The 14,887-nt window shown below is 66.0% G+C and carries 16 protein-coding genes; 5 read left to right on the top strand and 11 right to left on the bottom strand.

The genetic code is table 11. The features are described 5' to 3' along the window. The first annotated feature begins 5 nt into the window (after positions 1 to 5). Together ACFPN5_RS20090 and ACFPN5_RS20085 are read left to right on the top strand one after the other, a co-directional pair. Positions 6 to 704 carry a type 1 glutamine amidotransferase domain-containing protein gene (locus ACFPN5_RS20090; RefSeq protein WP_379785570.1) on the top strand — a complete coding sequence of 233 codons (699 nt, stop codon included), beginning with the start codon at positions 6 to 8 and terminating at the stop codon, positions 702 to 704. Positions 705 to 758: 54 nt separating this feature from the next. After that, positions 759 to 1,415, top strand: coding sequence for a glutathione S-transferase (locus tag ACFPN5_RS20085; RefSeq protein ID WP_379785569.1), 657 nt, complete (start codon positions 759 to 761; stop codon positions 1,413 to 1,415). 12 nt (positions 1,416 to 1,427) lie between these two features. Here the strand turns inward: ACFPN5_RS20085 and ACFPN5_RS20080 are convergent, their stop codons facing one another. Further along, the gene (locus ACFPN5_RS20080) at positions 1,428 to 3,764 is read right to left on the bottom strand and encodes a sensor histidine kinase (protein ID WP_379785568.1); all 2,337 of its coding nucleotides are present in this window, start codon (positions 3,762 to 3,764) and stop codon (positions 1,428 to 1,430) included. A gap of 106 nt (positions 3,765 to 3,870) precedes the next feature. On the opposite strand from ACFPN5_RS20080, the gene ribA reads away from it, so the two are divergent. The 3 genes from ribA to ACFPN5_RS20065 all read left to right on the top strand — a co-directional run bounded on the left by ribA (position 3,871) and on the right by ACFPN5_RS20065 (position 7,086). After that, entirely contained in the window at positions 3,871 to 4,524 is a 654-nt protein-coding gene (gene ribA / locus ACFPN5_RS20075; protein WP_379785567.1) for a GTP cyclohydrolase II, read from the top strand. Between the two features lie 110 nt (positions 4,525 to 4,634). After that, positions 4,635 to 6,101 carry a S1 family peptidase gene (locus ACFPN5_RS20070; protein WP_379785566.1) on the top strand — a complete coding sequence of 489 codons (1,467 nt, stop codon included), beginning with the start codon at positions 4,635 to 4,637 and terminating at the stop codon, positions 6,099 to 6,101. A 37-nt stretch (positions 6,102 to 6,138) separates the two neighbouring features. Then, positions 6,139 to 7,086: an FHA domain-containing protein gene (locus ACFPN5_RS20065; RefSeq protein WP_379785565.1), complete on the top strand. Its 948-nt coding sequence runs from the start codon at positions 6,139 to 6,141 to the stop codon at positions 7,084 to 7,086. 162 nt (positions 7,087 to 7,248) lie between these two features. Here ACFPN5_RS20065 and ACFPN5_RS20060 read toward each other — a convergent pair whose 3' ends face one another. The 10 genes from ACFPN5_RS20060 to nuoN all read right to left on the bottom strand — a co-directional run bounded on the left by ACFPN5_RS20060 (position 7,249) and on the right by nuoN (position 14,885). Then, positions 7,249 to 7,887: a phasin family protein gene (locus ACFPN5_RS20060; RefSeq protein ID WP_379785563.1), complete on the bottom strand. Its 639-nt coding sequence runs from the start codon at positions 7,885 to 7,887 to the stop codon at positions 7,249 to 7,251. Between the two features lie 313 nt (positions 7,888 to 8,200). Continuing rightward, entirely contained in the window at positions 8,201 to 8,755 is a 555-nt protein-coding gene (locus tag ACFPN5_RS20055) for an NADPH-dependent FMN reductase (RefSeq protein WP_379785562.1), read from the bottom strand. Positions 8,756 to 8,804: 49 nt separating this feature from the next. After that, a complete protein-coding gene (locus tag ACFPN5_RS20050; protein WP_379785561.1) occupies positions 8,805 to 9,113 on the bottom strand; it encodes a hypothetical protein in 309 nt (102 codons plus the stop codon). 2 nt (positions 9,114 to 9,115) lie between these two features. Next, positions 9,116 to 10,366 (bottom strand): MFS transporter, encoded by a 1,251-nt coding sequence (locus tag ACFPN5_RS20045; protein ID WP_379785560.1) that lies wholly within the window; start codon positions 10,364 to 10,366, stop codon positions 9,116 to 9,118. A gap of 143 nt (positions 10,367 to 10,509) precedes the next feature. Next, a complete protein-coding gene (ispF, locus tag ACFPN5_RS20040) occupies positions 10,510 to 11,019 on the bottom strand; it encodes a 2-C-methyl-D-erythritol 2,4-cyclodiphosphate synthase (RefSeq protein WP_379785559.1) in 510 nt (169 codons plus the stop codon). A 20-nt stretch (positions 11,020 to 11,039) separates the two neighbouring features. Further along, positions 11,040 to 11,756, bottom strand: a complete 717-nt coding sequence (ispD, locus tag ACFPN5_RS20035; protein WP_379785558.1) for a 2-C-methyl-D-erythritol 4-phosphate cytidylyltransferase — start codon at positions 11,754 to 11,756, stop codon at positions 11,040 to 11,042. Then, positions 11,753 to 12,457 carry a hypothetical protein gene (locus ACFPN5_RS20030; protein ID WP_379785556.1) on the bottom strand — a complete coding sequence of 235 codons (705 nt, stop codon included), beginning with the start codon at positions 12,455 to 12,457 and terminating at the stop codon, positions 11,753 to 11,755. Before ACFPN5_RS20030 ends, ispD begins: the two co-directional genes overlap by 4 nt. A 3-nt stretch (positions 12,458 to 12,460) precedes the next feature. After that, positions 12,461 to 13,018, bottom strand: a complete 558-nt coding sequence (locus ACFPN5_RS20025) for an NUDIX domain-containing protein (RefSeq protein WP_379785555.1) — start codon at positions 13,016 to 13,018, stop codon at positions 12,461 to 12,463. Between the two features lie 31 nt (positions 13,019 to 13,049). After that, positions 13,050 to 13,370 carry a DUF2818 family protein gene (locus ACFPN5_RS20020; protein ID WP_379785747.1) on the bottom strand — a complete coding sequence of 107 codons (321 nt, stop codon included), beginning with the start codon at positions 13,368 to 13,370 and terminating at the stop codon, positions 13,050 to 13,052. Between the two features lie 9 nt (positions 13,371 to 13,379). Further along, on the bottom strand, positions 13,380 to 14,885 hold the full coding sequence (gene nuoN / locus ACFPN5_RS20015) for an NADH-quinone oxidoreductase subunit NuoN (protein ID WP_379785554.1): 1,506 nt from the start codon (positions 14,883 to 14,885) through the stop codon (positions 13,380 to 13,382). Between the last annotated feature and the right edge of the window lie 2 nt (positions 14,886 to 14,887).

The following is a 14,887-nucleotide window of genomic DNA, read 5'->3' as shown; positions in this document are numbered from 1 at the left end:
TTACCATGAATATCCTGATCGTTCTCACTTCCCATGACACGCTGGGCGCCACCGGGCGCAAGACCGGTTTCTGGCTGGAAGAGCTGGCTGCCCCATACTACGTCTTTACCGAAGCGGGCGCCAATTTGGTGCTGGCATCGCCTGCCGGCGGCCGCCCTCCTCTCGACCCGAAGAGTAATGAGCCTGCGTTCCAGACTGACCTGACCCGCCGCTTTGAAGCCGACCCCGTCGCAACCGCCCAGCTCGCCCGTACCGTCCGCCTCGACAGCATGTCGCAGGAGGATTTCGATGCCGTGTTCTACCCGGGGGGCCACGGTCCCCTGTGGGACCTGGCTGAAGACGCCAACTCAATTTCACTGATCGAATCGTTCCTTGCGGCGCAGAAGCCCGTCACGCTGGTCTGCCATGCGCCCGGTGTGCTTCGCCACGTCAGGAATCCGGATGGCTCACCGCTGGTCGCGGGCAAGCAGGTCACTGGCTTTACGAATAGCGAAGAAGCCGCTGTGGAACTGACGGACATCGTGCCCTTCCTGGTGGAAGACGAACTCAAGGCACAAGGCGCCATCTTCACGCGCGGCGACGACTGGGCTCCTTATGTCGTCACCGATGGCCTCCTGATCACGGGACAAAACCCGGCTTCGTCGGCCGCCGGCGCCGAAGCCTTGCTGCAAGCGCTTGCCCATCACGCCGACTCGACCCACTGACAAACCAGTGATTGTGAAAGGATAACCATCATGAAACACCCATCTCCAGCGTCCATGACGATTTACGACTGGTTCGACGGGCCGTATCCGGCCCGCGTCCGCATCGCAATCGCCGAGAAAAACCTTCAATCGCAAGTCCGCTTCGAGTCGATCAATCTCTGGACCGGGGAACACAAGACCCCTGCCTTCCTGGCCAAGAATTATTCCGGCACCCTGCCCGTGCTCGAGCTCGATGATGGAAGCCTGATTGCCGAGTGCACGGCCATCACCGAGTACCTCGATCACCTGGAAGGCCCACCCACCCTCACCGGCAGGACGTCGTTTGAAAAGGGGACGATTCACATGATGAGCCGGCGCGCCGAGTTGGAACTCCTGGACGCAATCAGCGTGTATTTCCATCACGCCACGCCCGGGCTGGGGCCGGAGGTCGAGCTTTACCAGAATGCGGAATGGGGTGTGCGCCAGCGCGACCGGGCCATGCGCGCCATGGGCTACTTCGATGCGCTACTGAAAACACAGCCGTATATCGCAGGGACGGAATTCTCGATGGCGGACATCACCGTGATTGGCGCCTTTATTTTTGCCGCCATCGTGCAGCTGGAGGTACCGGCGCACTACACGGCGCTGCACGCCTGGCATGGACGCATGCAGGAACGGCCAAGCGTACAGGCCTGGAACAGGATGGTCGAAGAGACCAGGGCAGCGGCTTGAAACAGGTGCCGGTCAGGCACCCGTCAGCGGCAGGTCGACCCGGAAGCTCGTGCCCCGGCCAGGCACCGTCTCGAAGCTGATCTGTCCGCCGTGCTCCTCGACCAGGCTCTTCGAGATCGACAGGCCCAGCCCGGTGCCGCCCTTCTGGCGCGTGTCGGCGCCGTCGGCCTGCGCGAAACGCTGGAACACGCGCGGCTGGAATGCTTCCGGAATGCCGGCGCCCGCGTCGTGCACCGCCAGCCGCGCGCACCTGTCGATCCCTTCCAGCTCCAGGGTCACGGTGGCGCCGCGCGGCGAAAATTTCACCGCGTTCGACAGCAGGTTCGTCAGCACCTGCACCAGGCGGTCGTGGTCGATGGCGGCGGCCAGGGCGCGCGCGGGCTCGCGATATTCGAGGCGTAGCGTCACGCCGTTTTCCTGGGCATAGGCCTGCATGCCCTCGATTGCGTGCTGCGCCACCGGCAGCAGCGGCTGTGCGCGGCGCTCGATCTGCATGCCGCCGGCCTCGATCTTCTGGATGTCGAGCACGTCGTTCACCAGCCGCACCAGGCGCTCGGCGCTCTGGTGGGCAATGGCGATCAGGCCAGCGATGTCGGGCGGCAGCTCGCCGGCGTAGCCGTCGGCCAGCATCGACAGCGAGGCGCGGATCGAGGTCAGGGGCGTACGCAGTTCGTGCGACACGGTCGACACGAATTCGGTTTTCAGCTGGTCGACCTTCCTGCGCTCGGAAATATCGTGCAGGAAGACGGCGAAGATGGTCTGGTCGCCGCCGCTGGCCAGTCCTGCCGTCATCTCGATCGGGAATTCCTCGCCGCGCCGATTGATCACAAGGCGTTCGGCACGCCGCTCGAACAAGGGAGTGTGCCCGGTCGCGCGCACGCGTTCGATGGCGCGATAGGTGCTGGGGCGAAAGCGTTCGGGCACGATCAGTTCGGTCATCGGCCAGCCGAGCACCTCGCTGCGCTTCCAGCCGAACATGCGCTCGGCCGCCGAGTTCCAGTCGGTCACGAGGCCGCGCATGTCGACGCCGACGAAAGCGTCCTGCGCCGCCTCGACGATGGCGCCGACGCGCTGCTCGCTCGCCCGCACCGCCCCCAGGGCGCGCTCCAGCTCACGGGTACGCGCCTCGACCCGCGCTTCCAGCGTTGCGTTCAGGCCTTGCAATTCCTGGCGCCGTTCGACCAGGTCGGCGACCAGGGCGTTGAGCGTGTCCGACAGCGTATTAACTTCGGCATAGCTGCCGGCCCCGGGCAGCAGGGGCAGGCTTTCGCCGCGCCGGATGCGCTGGGCGTCGCGCACCAGCCTGCCCAGGGGCCGGGTGATATGGCGGGCCAGCAGCACCCCGACGAGGGAGAACACCAGCGCCAGGCCGACGCCGCTGAGCAGCGCGCGCTGGCGCAGCTCGCGCGCCGGGGCGTAGGCCGCGTCGACCGCCTGGCGCACCAGCACCGTCCAGCCAAGTCCCGGATAGGCGTCGCGGCCGCGGCTGCGGCTGAAACCGACGAGGTAGGATTGTCCGTCCGGCCAGTTCTCGACGAGATAGCCGCCGTCCTGGCTGCCGGCCTCGCGCAGGCTTGCGAGGTCGAGCTTCGTGCCCTGCAGGGCGCCTGGTCCGAGCAGCACGGTGCCGTCGCGACCGACGATCAGCGCGTCGATCTTGCCGCGCGCCGCCACCGGCGCGATCACCGAGCGTTCGACAGCGCGTGCCCACTTCCACGACAGGTGGACCCCGAGCACGCCGAGCGTCCTGCCGCTCGCGTCCATGTACGGGAAGGCGACGTCCACGAAACGCCGCGGCTCGCCACCTTCCGTTGGCAGCAGCTTGGCCAGCAGCACCGCCTCGTGCACGTCGCCCACGTTGACGCCCTGCAGCGCATTGCGGAACCAGGGCCGGGCGCCGACATTGACGCCCTCGAGCAGGCCGCGTCCCGCCACCTGCACCGTGCCGTCGATGCCGGCCATGCCGATCCAGTCGTAGTAGCCGTAGGATTCCTGGATGCCGTCGAGCACCTCGCGGCGCGCCGCCCGGTCGGCGTTCGCGGGCGACAGGTCGCGCCGCTGCGCCAGCAGGCGGACCTCGCGATAGCGCTCGAACATTCCCCGATCGAGCTTGTCGGTGGTCTGGAGTGCCAGTTCGCGCAGGCCATGGCCGATGCTCGTTTCGACCTGCCCGGTGGCGGCGATGTCGACGACTTCGACCAGCAGCACCGTCAGCAGGATCGACAGCAGCGAGAATGCCAGCGCCAGCCAGCTGCCGAGGCTGCGCAAGCCGCGCCGCCTGGACCGCAGTGGAACATCGGCGGACGGGTGCTGGGCGGCAGCCTGGGATGGGGTTGTTTCGTGGTTCATGACATCGGGAGATTTGCTTTGGCGAAAGAGTAGCATGCCGCCCCGCACGGCTGCGACGGATTTCTCTTATACTTACCGGCTACACCATTCGCACCAAGACCACAGCATGTCCGATAAAACCACGCCCGCCTCCGCTCCCCTGCTCGACTACGTCACCTCGTGCGCGCTGCCCACGCCCTGGGCCCAGTTCACGCTGCACGCCTTCGTCGAACACGCGACCGGCAAGGAGCACCTGGCGATGGCGCTGGGCGACATCGCCAGCGGCGAACCGGTGCTGGCGCGCGTCCATTCCGAATGCCTGACCGGCGACGTGCTGTTTTCGCAGCGCTGCGACTGCGGCGCCCAGCTCGAGGGCGCCCTGAAACGCATTGCCGCCGAGGGTCGTGGCGTGCTGCTCTACCTGCGCCAGGAAGGCCGCGGGATCGGCCTGGTGAACAAGATCCGCGCCTACCGCCTGCAGGAAGCCGGCGCCGACACGGTCGAAGCGAATTTGCAGCTGGGCTTTCATGCCGACGCCCGCAACTACGAGCTGTGCTTGCCGATGCTGGAGCAATTCGGCATCCGCCAGGTCAAGCTGATGACCAACAACCCGCGCAAGATCGACGCCCTGGCGCGCCTCGGCATCGAGGTTGTCGAGCGGGTGCCGCTGCTGGTCAACCGCAACGTCTTCAACAACGGCTATCTGGACACCAAGCAGGCCAAGCTCGGCCACATGATGACGCCGCAGCTTGACGCCGTGGTCGAAGATGGCGAACTGTAACGTCCTGCAGATAAGTTAGTGTGGTGGCAAGATAGCGCCAACATCGCTATTCTTGATGGATCGCGTTCCAGGCCGCGCAGGCGTCCCTGGGCCGTCGGTCCTTTGATCACATGAAACGCACCGCCAGCCCCCGCACTGCCAGTCTGCTCCTGCTGTTCTGCCTGGGCGCGTCCGTGGCTGCGCCTACGGGCGACAAGCCGGGCGAGAAGTCCCCGGCCGCGCCCGGCCGGCTGGCTGCGACCGCCGGCGCCGGGCCGGCTGCCCCGAGCCCGCCGACCGTCGTGCCGCCCGACAGCCCGCCCGCCACCACCCCGCCCGCCCCCGGCCCCGGCGAAACCGACACCACCACCGCGCTGCCGCTGCCCTCCTCGGCCGCGCAGGAACTGTATTCGGCGGCGCAGGCCGACCTGCTGCAGATCCGCATGCTGCTGCGTAACGGCCGCACCCAGTCGACCGTCGGCTCGGGCTTCCTGGTGGGCGACAGCCGCCTGGTCGTCACCAACTACCACGTGGTGTCGCAGATGGCGCTCGACCCCGACGTCTACGTGGGCGAATACGTCGACACCGACGGCAAGCACGGGCCGGTCGAGCTGATGGCGGTCGACGTGCTGCACGACCTGGCGATACTGCGCGTGAACCGCAGCGGCACCGGCTTCTTCAAGGTGCCCGAGCAGCCGGTGCGGCTGACCCAGGGCCAGGACCTGTATTCGCTCGGCAACCCGCTGGACCTCGGCTTCGCCATTTCCGAAGGGGCCTACAACGGCGTGGTCAGCCGCAGCTTCTACGACCAGCTGATGTTCAGCGGCCCGATCAACTCGGGCATGAGCGGCGGGCCGAGCGTGACCGCCAGCGGCACCGTCGCCGGCATCAACGTGTCGAAACGGCGCGATGGCGAGGCGGTGAGCTTCCTGGTGCCGGTGAAATACGCGCAGGAACTGCTGCGCAAGGTGGCCGCGCAGGCCGCGCCCCCGAAAGACTTCAATCCGCTGATCGCCGAGCAGTTGCTCGCGCACCAGCGGGCGATGGTCGGGCGCCTGCTCGACACGCCGCTGTCGATCAAGAACATGGGCCCGTACCGGGTGCCGGTGCGCGAGTCCGGCCAGCTTCGCTGCTGGGGCCGCTCGAACGTGAAGGCCGAGGCCTCGTTCAGCGCCGACTCGATGAGCTGCGCCACCGAGTCGGCCATTTATGTGTCGGACACCCAGCAGACCGGCAACGTGTCGATGACGCACCAATACCTGCGCTCGGCCACCCTGCACCCGCTGCGTTTTGCGGCGCTGGCCAGCAGCCAGTTCGGGATCGACCGTTTGGGGAACACGCGCGATACGCGGCTCACCGGGCCGCTGTGCAGCGAGCGTTTCGTGCATTCGAACACGCTGGCGCTGCGCGCCGTGACCTGCGTGCGCGCCTACCGCAAGTTCCCCGGGCTGTACAACTTCACCGTGCTCACCGCCAGCACCGACAACCCGCAGGCCAGCCTGCAGAGCCGGCTGGACGTGGCCGGGGTGTCGTACGAGAACGGCATGCGCGTCACGCGCGCCTTCCTGAACGCGCTCGGGCGCGGCGGGAAGTTATGAGAGCTGCGTGTGATGAACGGCATATGAAGGTCCGCCTATGAAGGGGCCGTGGTTTATCGAGACCCTCGCACGCAACGGCGACGTCCTGCACCGTCACCGGGTCGATTCGCTGCCGATCCGCATCGGGCGCGGCTACGACAACGATTACATCCTCGACGACGCCTACGCGGCGCCGCGCCACGCGCAGGTCGAGGCCGGGCCGGACGGCGAACTGGTGCTCGTTGACCTCGGCACCAGGAACGGCGTGGTGTATGCCGGTCGGCGCAGTGACCGCCTGGTGTTGGGCGGCAATACCGTCGTGCGGCTCGGCCACACGACGCTGCGCGTGCGCGCCGCCGATTTTCCGGTGCCGAAGGAGCTGCCGGACCGCACCATGCACGGCTGGGAAGGCGCGCTGCCGGGCCTGGCCGGCGCCACGCTCACCGCGATCGTCGCGCTGTTTACGATGTGGCTGGCCGATACCCAAGCCTTTCGCCCGTTTCGCTACCTGCTGGCACTGGCTTACGGCCTGGGCGCGGGCCTGGTGTGGAGCGGCCTGTGGGCCTTCGGCAACCGCCTGTTCGGGCGCCACGCGCGCCTCGGGCGCCACCTGTTCATTTTCGGCTGCGGTATCGCGGCATTGATGGTGTTCCGGCTGGTGACGAGCGCGGTCGGCTATGCCTGGTCGATCGAGGTGTTCACCCGCTACGGCTCGCACGTGGCGATCCTGCTGGTGGCGGGGATGGTGTACTTCCACCTGACGACGGTAAAACCCGAGCCGCGCAAGCGCTTTGCGATCATTTGCGCGGCGCTGGCGGTGCTCGGGTCGGGTTTGGTGCTCATCAGCAATGATCAGCGCAATGGCCGCCTTGCAGACGAGCTGTACATGTCGGTGCTGTTGCCACCGGAAATGCGGGCCACGCCGGACGACAGCGTGGACGAATTCATGGAAGACGTGGCGGCCATGAAGGAAAAGCTCGACCGCGAGCGGCTGGAGCAAGAATGACACCGGGAGTGAGGCACATCGGCTCCGGAACCTGATGCACCTCGACGTTCGGCAGAGCGGGAGCCGGTTCGTCCGGACGGACTGGCGCTGCCTGCCTGGCTATATCGTTGCCCCGCCCGACGCAGGCATCAGATGCCTTGCATCAGGCGCGACGGGAAGGCGTCAGGCGTGCGTGCCCTTGGAACCCGGGCTGCCGCTTTCGCTGCGCCCCGTGGTGCTGCCCTGGATCGAGCCGCCCTGTGGCTGGCCGCCCTGAGGCTGGCTGCCGCTGCTGCCCTGCCCTGCGCTTTGCATGCTGGCGCCGGCGCCGCCATTGCCAGCGCGGGCCTGACCATTGCCGGAATGCGTGCCGGCGAACGGGTCGGTGAAGCGCTGCAGGGTCTCCTGCTGCTTGCGCAGGCCGCGCTCGGTTTCCTCGGACGCGGTGCGGGCCACTTCGTCGGCCAGCTGGCGCGCGGTGCGGGTGGTGTTTTGCACGTGCTGTTCGGTCACGCGGGTCAGTTCGACCTGGGCATCAGCGGCCAGGCGCGAGATATGCTGTTGGTAGGCGCGCAGCTTTTCAGCGGCTGGCTGGGCGCGCGATGCGGCTGCGCTGATCACTTCGGTCTGGCGGTCGGCGGTAACGATCTGCTGGCCGGCCAGCGTCGTTTCCTCGAGCATGGTCTGCATCAGCTTGATGTTCAGGTCGCACATCTGCTGGAAGGACTGGAACAGCGATTTCGAGACGTCGTTCATGAAGGCGGTCTGCGCGTCGAGATGGGTGCGCACTGCTGGGGTAACCGATTGGGAAAATGGATACATGCGTTGCCTCGCTCATGGATAGTGGTTTTAAGGATCAAGTCCCGAGGTTCAAGCCTCGAGGATCGAGTTCGCCCGGCGCAGCACAATTGTGTGCGCACACGGGAGCTCGCGGGGAAAGCGGGTGTTCCCGTTGTTGGGAAGGCTGCTTTCCGCGCGAAGCCTCAAGGCTAAGGGAGGAGGTCCCGGCGAGTTTGCGTTATATCAAAGGTGTGCGGTCAAGCGAAGCCACCCAAATTGACCTTGCATAGATGCATTCCGAGGGGAAATCCGCACCGGGGGCAAGCTGGTCGGCCGCGTTTTTCAACCTAGCATTTCAGCCAGTATGGCGCTCGACCCAGGCGGCAAAGCTGTCCACGAAGGTCTGCAGGAAGCCGCGCAGCGACTCGTCGGCCAGCGCCTCGCCCTGGAATTTCGAGCCGATGCCCCCGAGGTAGGCTTCCGGCCCCGGCATGGCCGGCATGTTCAGGAAAGGCAGCGTCTGGCGCAGGTGATGGTTCGCCCCGAAGCCGCCGAGCGCGCCCGGCGACTGGCTGACGATGGCGCAGGGCTTGCCGCTCCAGGCTGCTTTCCCGTACGGGCGCGAACCGACGTCGATCGCGTTCTTCAGGGCGCCCGGCATTGAGCGGTTGTACTCCGGGGTGACGAACAGGATGCCGTCGGCCGCGCGGATGCGGTCGCGGAACTCGGTGAAGGCGGCGGGCGGCGTGGCGGTATCGATATCCTCGTTGTAGAGGGGAAGATTGCCGATCTCGACGATTTCCATCTCCAGCTTGCCAGGCGCCATGTTCATCATTTCCTTGGCGAGCTTGCGGCTAAATGAGTCCTGGCGCAGGCTGCCCACCACGATTGCGATTTTTTTCGTTGCCATTCCGGGTTTCCTTCTTCTTCGTTGAGTAGAGTTCGATATTAGCCATTCGTCATATACGGCCGCGCCTGAATGCCGCCAGGAACTTGCGCGCCTGCGCAGCGCTCAGCACCTGGACCGGGTCGCCGTGCCAGGCGAACAGGAAAGGCTCGCCCCCCAGGCGGTCGGTCAGCTTGGCGTTCAGCAGGAAACGGGTGCCGGCAGGATACTGCCCGGGGTCGCTCAGGGCGCGCGCGCACTGCACGCGCATCGAGGGCGCGTAGGCCTGCCCCGGCATCGGGTGAATGCGCAGCCTGCCCGTGCGCGGGTCAAGCACCGAATGGACGGCCACTTCACGGTAAGCCCAGGTGTCGCGCGCCATGCTCAAGCCTTGGCCACGGGCGGCGTGGCGGCGCGTACCACCGGCGCCTCGCGGATCGGCAGGTTGATCGCGGCGGCGGCCAGCGCCAGGGCAATGTCGGCGTACCACATCCAGCTGTAGTCGCCGAAGCGCACGAAGGACAGTCCGCCCAGCCAGGCGCCGAAGAAGCCGCCGATCTGGTGCGACAGCAGGGTCAGGCCGAACAGGGTCGCCAGGTAGCGCGTGCCGAACAGTTTGCCCACCAGGCCGGCCGTCGGCGGCACGGTGGCCAGCCAGGTAAAGCCGAGCGCGGCGGCAAACACGTAGAAGGTCAGCGCGGTTTTCGGCGCCAGCAGGTAGAGGGCGATGATAACGGCGCGGCTGGCATACATCAGCGCCAGCAGGTTCTTCATGCGGTAGCGCGTGGAGAGCGCACCGGCCGTCAGGCTGCCGGCGATGTTGAACAGGCCGATCAGGCCGAGCGCGGTGCCGGCCACGCCGACCGGCAGGCCGCACAGCGCCACCTCGCCCGGCAGGTGGGTGACGAGGAAGGCGATATGGAATCCGCAGGTGAAGAAGCCCGCGTGCAGGAACAGGTAGCTGGGGTCGCGCAGCGCCTCGCGCAGCTGGCCGCTGAGGGTGATGCCGATGATGGGCGCAGCGCCCGCCGCGGCGACGCTGGCGCCCTGCGCTTTTTTGCCTTTCATCAGCCAGGCCAGCGGTATCGTCAGCAAGGTGGTGGCGGCCATCGTCAGCATGGCGAGGATCCAGCCCGGGCCGGCGATCAGGAATTGCATCAGCGGCGAAAACACGAACTGGCCGAACGAGCCGCCGGCGTTGATGAAGCCGGATGCAAACGGACGCCGCGCCGGCGGCAGGCGCTGGGCCGTGGCGCCGATCAGGATCGAAAAGCTGCCGGCGCCCGCCCCCGCCGCCGAAAGCACGCCCATCGTCAGCAGCAGGCCCCATTCGGACTCCACGAAAGGCGTCGCAGCCAGGCCGCCGGCGAGCAGCAGCGCGCCGATCACGATCACGCGCGCCGGGCCGTACTTGTCGGCGATTGCGCCGAACACGGGCTGCGAGGCGCCCCACATGAACTGGCCGACCGCCAGGGCAAAGCTGACGGTGGCCACGCCCAGGCCGGTGGCGGTATTGATGGGCGAGAGGAACAGGCCGGTGGTCAGGCGCGCACCCATCGTGATCATCAGGATCGCGCTGGCGGCCAGGATCAGGATCCAGGCGGCGCGCGGCGACATGTCGGTGGAGGTGATCATCTTCAGTCCGGTGGGCGCCGCGCACGGGCGCGCAGGCGAAGATGAGATTCTAGCAATGATGTCGCGAGGCTGCTGGAGGCGGATTTTGTAGGATGGGCCGGGCCACGAAAGGCTCTCGAGCCCACCCTGCCAGAGCTAGCCCGTCAGGCTGCGCGGATCAGCATCGCCACGGCTTCCGCCGCCATGCCCTCTTCCCGGCCCAGGTAGCCGAGCTTCTCGTTGGTCTTGGCCTTGACGTTCACCTGCTGCGGCGAGACGCCCAGGTCTTCGGCGATGCGCGAGACCATGTGCGGGATGTGCGGCGCCATCTTCGGTTGCTGGGCGATGATGGTGGCGTCGACGTTGCCGATGGTGTAGCCGGTGGCGAGCACGCGGCTGGCCACCTCGCGCAGCAGCGTGCGCGAATCGGCGCCGGCGAACATCGGGTCGGTGTCGGGGAAATGCTTGCCGATGTCGCCAAGGGCGGCGGCGCCCAGCAGCGCGTCGATGATGGCGTGCAGCAGGACGTCGGCATCGGAATGGCCGAACAGGCCCAGGCGGTGCGGGATGGTGACGCCGCCGACGATGAGCTTGCGGCCCTCGACGAGGCGGTGGCAGTCATAGCCGGTGCCGACGCGAAACGGCGGAGTCGGGTTGTAGGATGCAAGTGCCATATTTTTTTACAAATTCGTTTTTACAGCAGTTCAGGTTGGGCCGTTGCCAGGTACATTTCGGCGAGGCGCACGTCGCCCGGCATCGTGACCTTCATGTTGCGCGGGTGGCCTTCGACCAGTTTCGGCGACAGGCCGAGGGCCTCGACGGCGCTCGCGTCGTCCGTCACCTGCCGGGGGTCGCGCGCCGAGTCGGTGGCCGCTGCCAGGGCGTCGCGCAGCAGGCGGTAGCGGAACATCTGCGGCGTCTGCGCCAGCCACATGCCTTCGCGCGAGACGGTGCCGACCTCGCCGGCGATGCTGCGCTTGACGGTATCGACCACCGGCAGCGCCAGCAGGCCGCCGACCGGGTGCTCGCCGGTGCTGGTGATCAGTTTTTCGATGAGCGCTTCGTCCAGCCCCGGGCGCGCGGCGTCATGCACGAGCACCCAGTCATTCTCGCGCAGCGTGCCTGCCAATGCGGCCAGGCCGTTCTGCACGGATTCCATCCGCGTTGCACCGCCGCAGCGGAGCACGGTCACGCCGTGGCTCGGCACGACGCTGTCGATAAAAGGATCGTCCGCGCTGACCACCACATAGGTGTGCGCGATCAGTTCGCTGAACAGGAAGGCGTCGATGGCGTGGCGCAGCATCGGCTTGCCGCCGATTTTCAGGTATTGCTTCGGTCCACTCGCAGCCATGCGCGCGCCGACACCGGCCGCGGGAATGAGAGCGAAATAACGTGGTGCTTGGGAATTCATGTGTTTTTCTTACGTTTTGCAGGTCTGATAAGAGACTGTACCTCACCTGCGCAAACTTTGCCGAGACGAGCGTATTCCTGCGGCGTATCAATTGATGCCTGTAGACGCTCGACTTTGGCCATCTCGCGCTTGATGAAGGGCATCCAGCCGCTGTCGATCTCGCGCTGCAACAAATCGCGCGCCTGGCCGCGCGGCGCATATAGTGGTTTGCCTTCGAAGCGGCGCGCCAGCGCGTCGCTGACGGCCTTTTCGGCGCCGGGCAGGAAGCCCAGGTAGATGTCGCGATGGCGCAGTTCGTGGGCGAGGATTTCGCGGTATGCGCAGGTGCCCGGCGCAAACTCGCGTCCCACGTACACGATGATCGGCAGGTAGTGCAGCTTGACCTCGAGCCGCGGCGCCACGCATTCGTAACCGCTCGCGGGGTCCGTCAGCATGCGTCCCTGCACGCCGATCGTCACCCGCGACTCGGTGCGGGTCAGTCCCAGCACATGGCTGCCGGGCGCGCGGCCGCCCTTCAGGGCGTCCAGGCCATGGAACGAATGCGAATTGTCGACGCGGTAGCCATCCTGCTGCGAGGAGATGACCGATACGCTCTCGCCGATGCTGTCCTCGCAGCGCGCCTGGAACGGCGTGCGAGCGCTCGCCGGCATGAGAAAGCACAGCAGGACCAGCGCAATCGCGAACGCGCCACACCGTTTCATGGCTCAGGCGGGCGACCAGGCCCCGGAGGTAATTTTCTCAAGCCAGAAGGCGCCGATGATTGTCTTGACGTCGGTGACCTCACCACGTTTCACCATCTCCAGCAATTCCGGGATGGTGGTGGTGAAGGTTTCCAGGAACTCGCCGGCATCGAGCTTCGGCGTGCCGGCCGTGAGCCCGCGTGCCAGGAAGATCTCGAGGTGCTCGTCGGAATACGCGATCGCATTGTGGATGGTGCAGACAAACTGCCAGTCGCGCGCGGTATAACCCGTTTCTTCCTCGAGTTCGCGCTGGGCGCAGGCCAGGTGTTCCTCGCCCGGATCGATTTTCCCGGCCGGGAATTCGACAAAGACACGGTCATTCGGGTAGCGGAACTGGCGTTCGAGCAGCACGCGGCCGTCGTCCAGCAGCGGCAGGATCACGACCGCGCCCGGATGGCGGATGAATTCGCGATGCGAAATGCTGCCGTCCGGCAGCTGGATGCGGTCACGAGAAACTTGGAGGAAGTTGCCGTCATAGGCAATCTCGCCATCGAGGCGGATTTCCTTCAGATGAGAATCCATTGGACTCCTGTGTAGAGCGTTGATCGGAAAATCAGTGGCGCTTACGCAGGTAACGGAAGACAAATCCTGGAAACGCCAGCACGACGAACAGGCAGCCGGTGATCGCATAGAACTCCCAGCGCTGGGCAAACACGTTGCCGATGCGGGATTCCAGTGCGTAGGCGAGTAGCCCGACAAGGAAGTATAGAACAAGGAGCTCGAGCAGGCGCAGCGCGAAGGGTTTCGTGCGCGCCTGTCCGGTTTGCGTGGGCTTCATGGATATGAAACCGAACACGCGCTCGCTGGCAAACGGGAGGTTGGCCGCCGCGAGCGCGACGACGATCACCAACCAGCTTGCCAGCGAAACAGTCAACATGCCAGCTTAAGAGCGCAGGGTCATCTCGATCGCCTGCAGGCAGGCGCCCAGCAGTGCGCCCGGGATCAGGCCCAGCACCACCACCGCCACGCCATTGAGCGACAGCGCAACGCGCATGTCGGTCGGCGTGACGATCGGGCTGGTGTCGACCGCTTCGTCGAACCACATCGTCTTGACGACGCGCAGGTAGTAGAACGCGCCGATCAGCGAGAACATGACGGCGACCACGGCCAGCCAGACGGCGCCGGTGTTGGCGACGGCCTGCAGGACGGCCCACTTGGCCATGAAGCCCATCATCGGCGGCACGCCGGCCAGCGAGAACATCAGGACCGTCATGACGAGCGCGAACCACGGGCTGCGGCGGCCCAGGCCCTTGAAGTCGGCGATCTGCTCGGCCTCGAAGCCGGCGCGCGCCAGCATCATGATGATGCCGAAGCTGCCCAGCGTGGTGAGGACGTAGGTGATCGAAGAATACATTGCTGCGCTATATGCCGCAGGCATATTGCTGGTGTCGTCGCCGACCACGCCGGCCATCATGCCCAGCAGGACAAAGCCCATCTGCGCAATGGTCGAGTAAGCCAGCATGCGCTTGAGGTTGGTCTGGGCGATCGCGGTCAGGTTACCGATGGCCAGCGACAGCACGGCCAGCACCAGCAGCATCTGCTGCCAGTCGTAGGCCAGGCTCGGCAGCGCTTCGACCAGCAGGCGCATGACGATGGCGAACGCCGCCAGCTTCGGCGCGCCGCCCAGCAACAGGGTCACGGCCGTCGGCGAACCCTGGTAGACGTCCGGGGCCCACATGTGGAACGGCGCGGCGCCCAGCTTGAAGGCCATGCCGGAGACCATGAATACCAGGCCGAAGACGAGGATGGTCGGGTCCGCAGCGCCGGATGCGGCGCTTGCGGCGATGTCCGGAATGTTGAGCGAACCGGTGGCGCCGTAGATCATCGAGATACCGTAGAGCATGAAGCCCGAGGCCAGCGCACCAAGGATGAAGTATTTCATCGCCGCTTCGGTCGAGGTCGCATGGTCACGGCGCAGCGCCACCAGCGCATACAGCGACAGCGACATCAGTTCCAGGCCCAGGTAGACCGACAGCATGCTGTTGCCCGAGATCATGATCATCTGGCCCAGCATTGCAAAGAGTGCGAGTACGTAGAACTCGCCGCCGAGGTTACCCGAGAGCATGCCGCGATCGGTCACGTACTGGCGCGAATACACCAGGGTCAGGGCCACCGCCACGTAAGTGAACAGTTTCAGCAGGTTCGACATCGGGTCCGACACGTACATGCCGTTGAACGTGTAGACGGTCGCGCCCGAGTTGAAGTCGCCAAAGGTCAGGACCGCGCAGCCGACCACGGCCAGCAGCGACAGGTAGTAGGTCACGTTGCGGCGTGACCCTTTCAGGTACAGGTCGATCAGCAGGATCGCGGAGGCCGCGATCAAGAGGAAGATTTCGGCGTACACCGGCACCAGGTTGGTGTCGACAGCCGGTAGCAAAGTGTTGTTCATGG

The sequence above is a fragment of the Massilia niabensis genome, assembly GCF_042655085.1.
Classification (GTDB): Bacteria; Pseudomonadota; Gammaproteobacteria; order Burkholderiales; family Burkholderiaceae_D; genus Telluria; species Telluria niabensis.
Note: the sequence above shows the minus strand (reverse complement) of the source record. Positions and strands in the feature narration are given on the sequence as shown.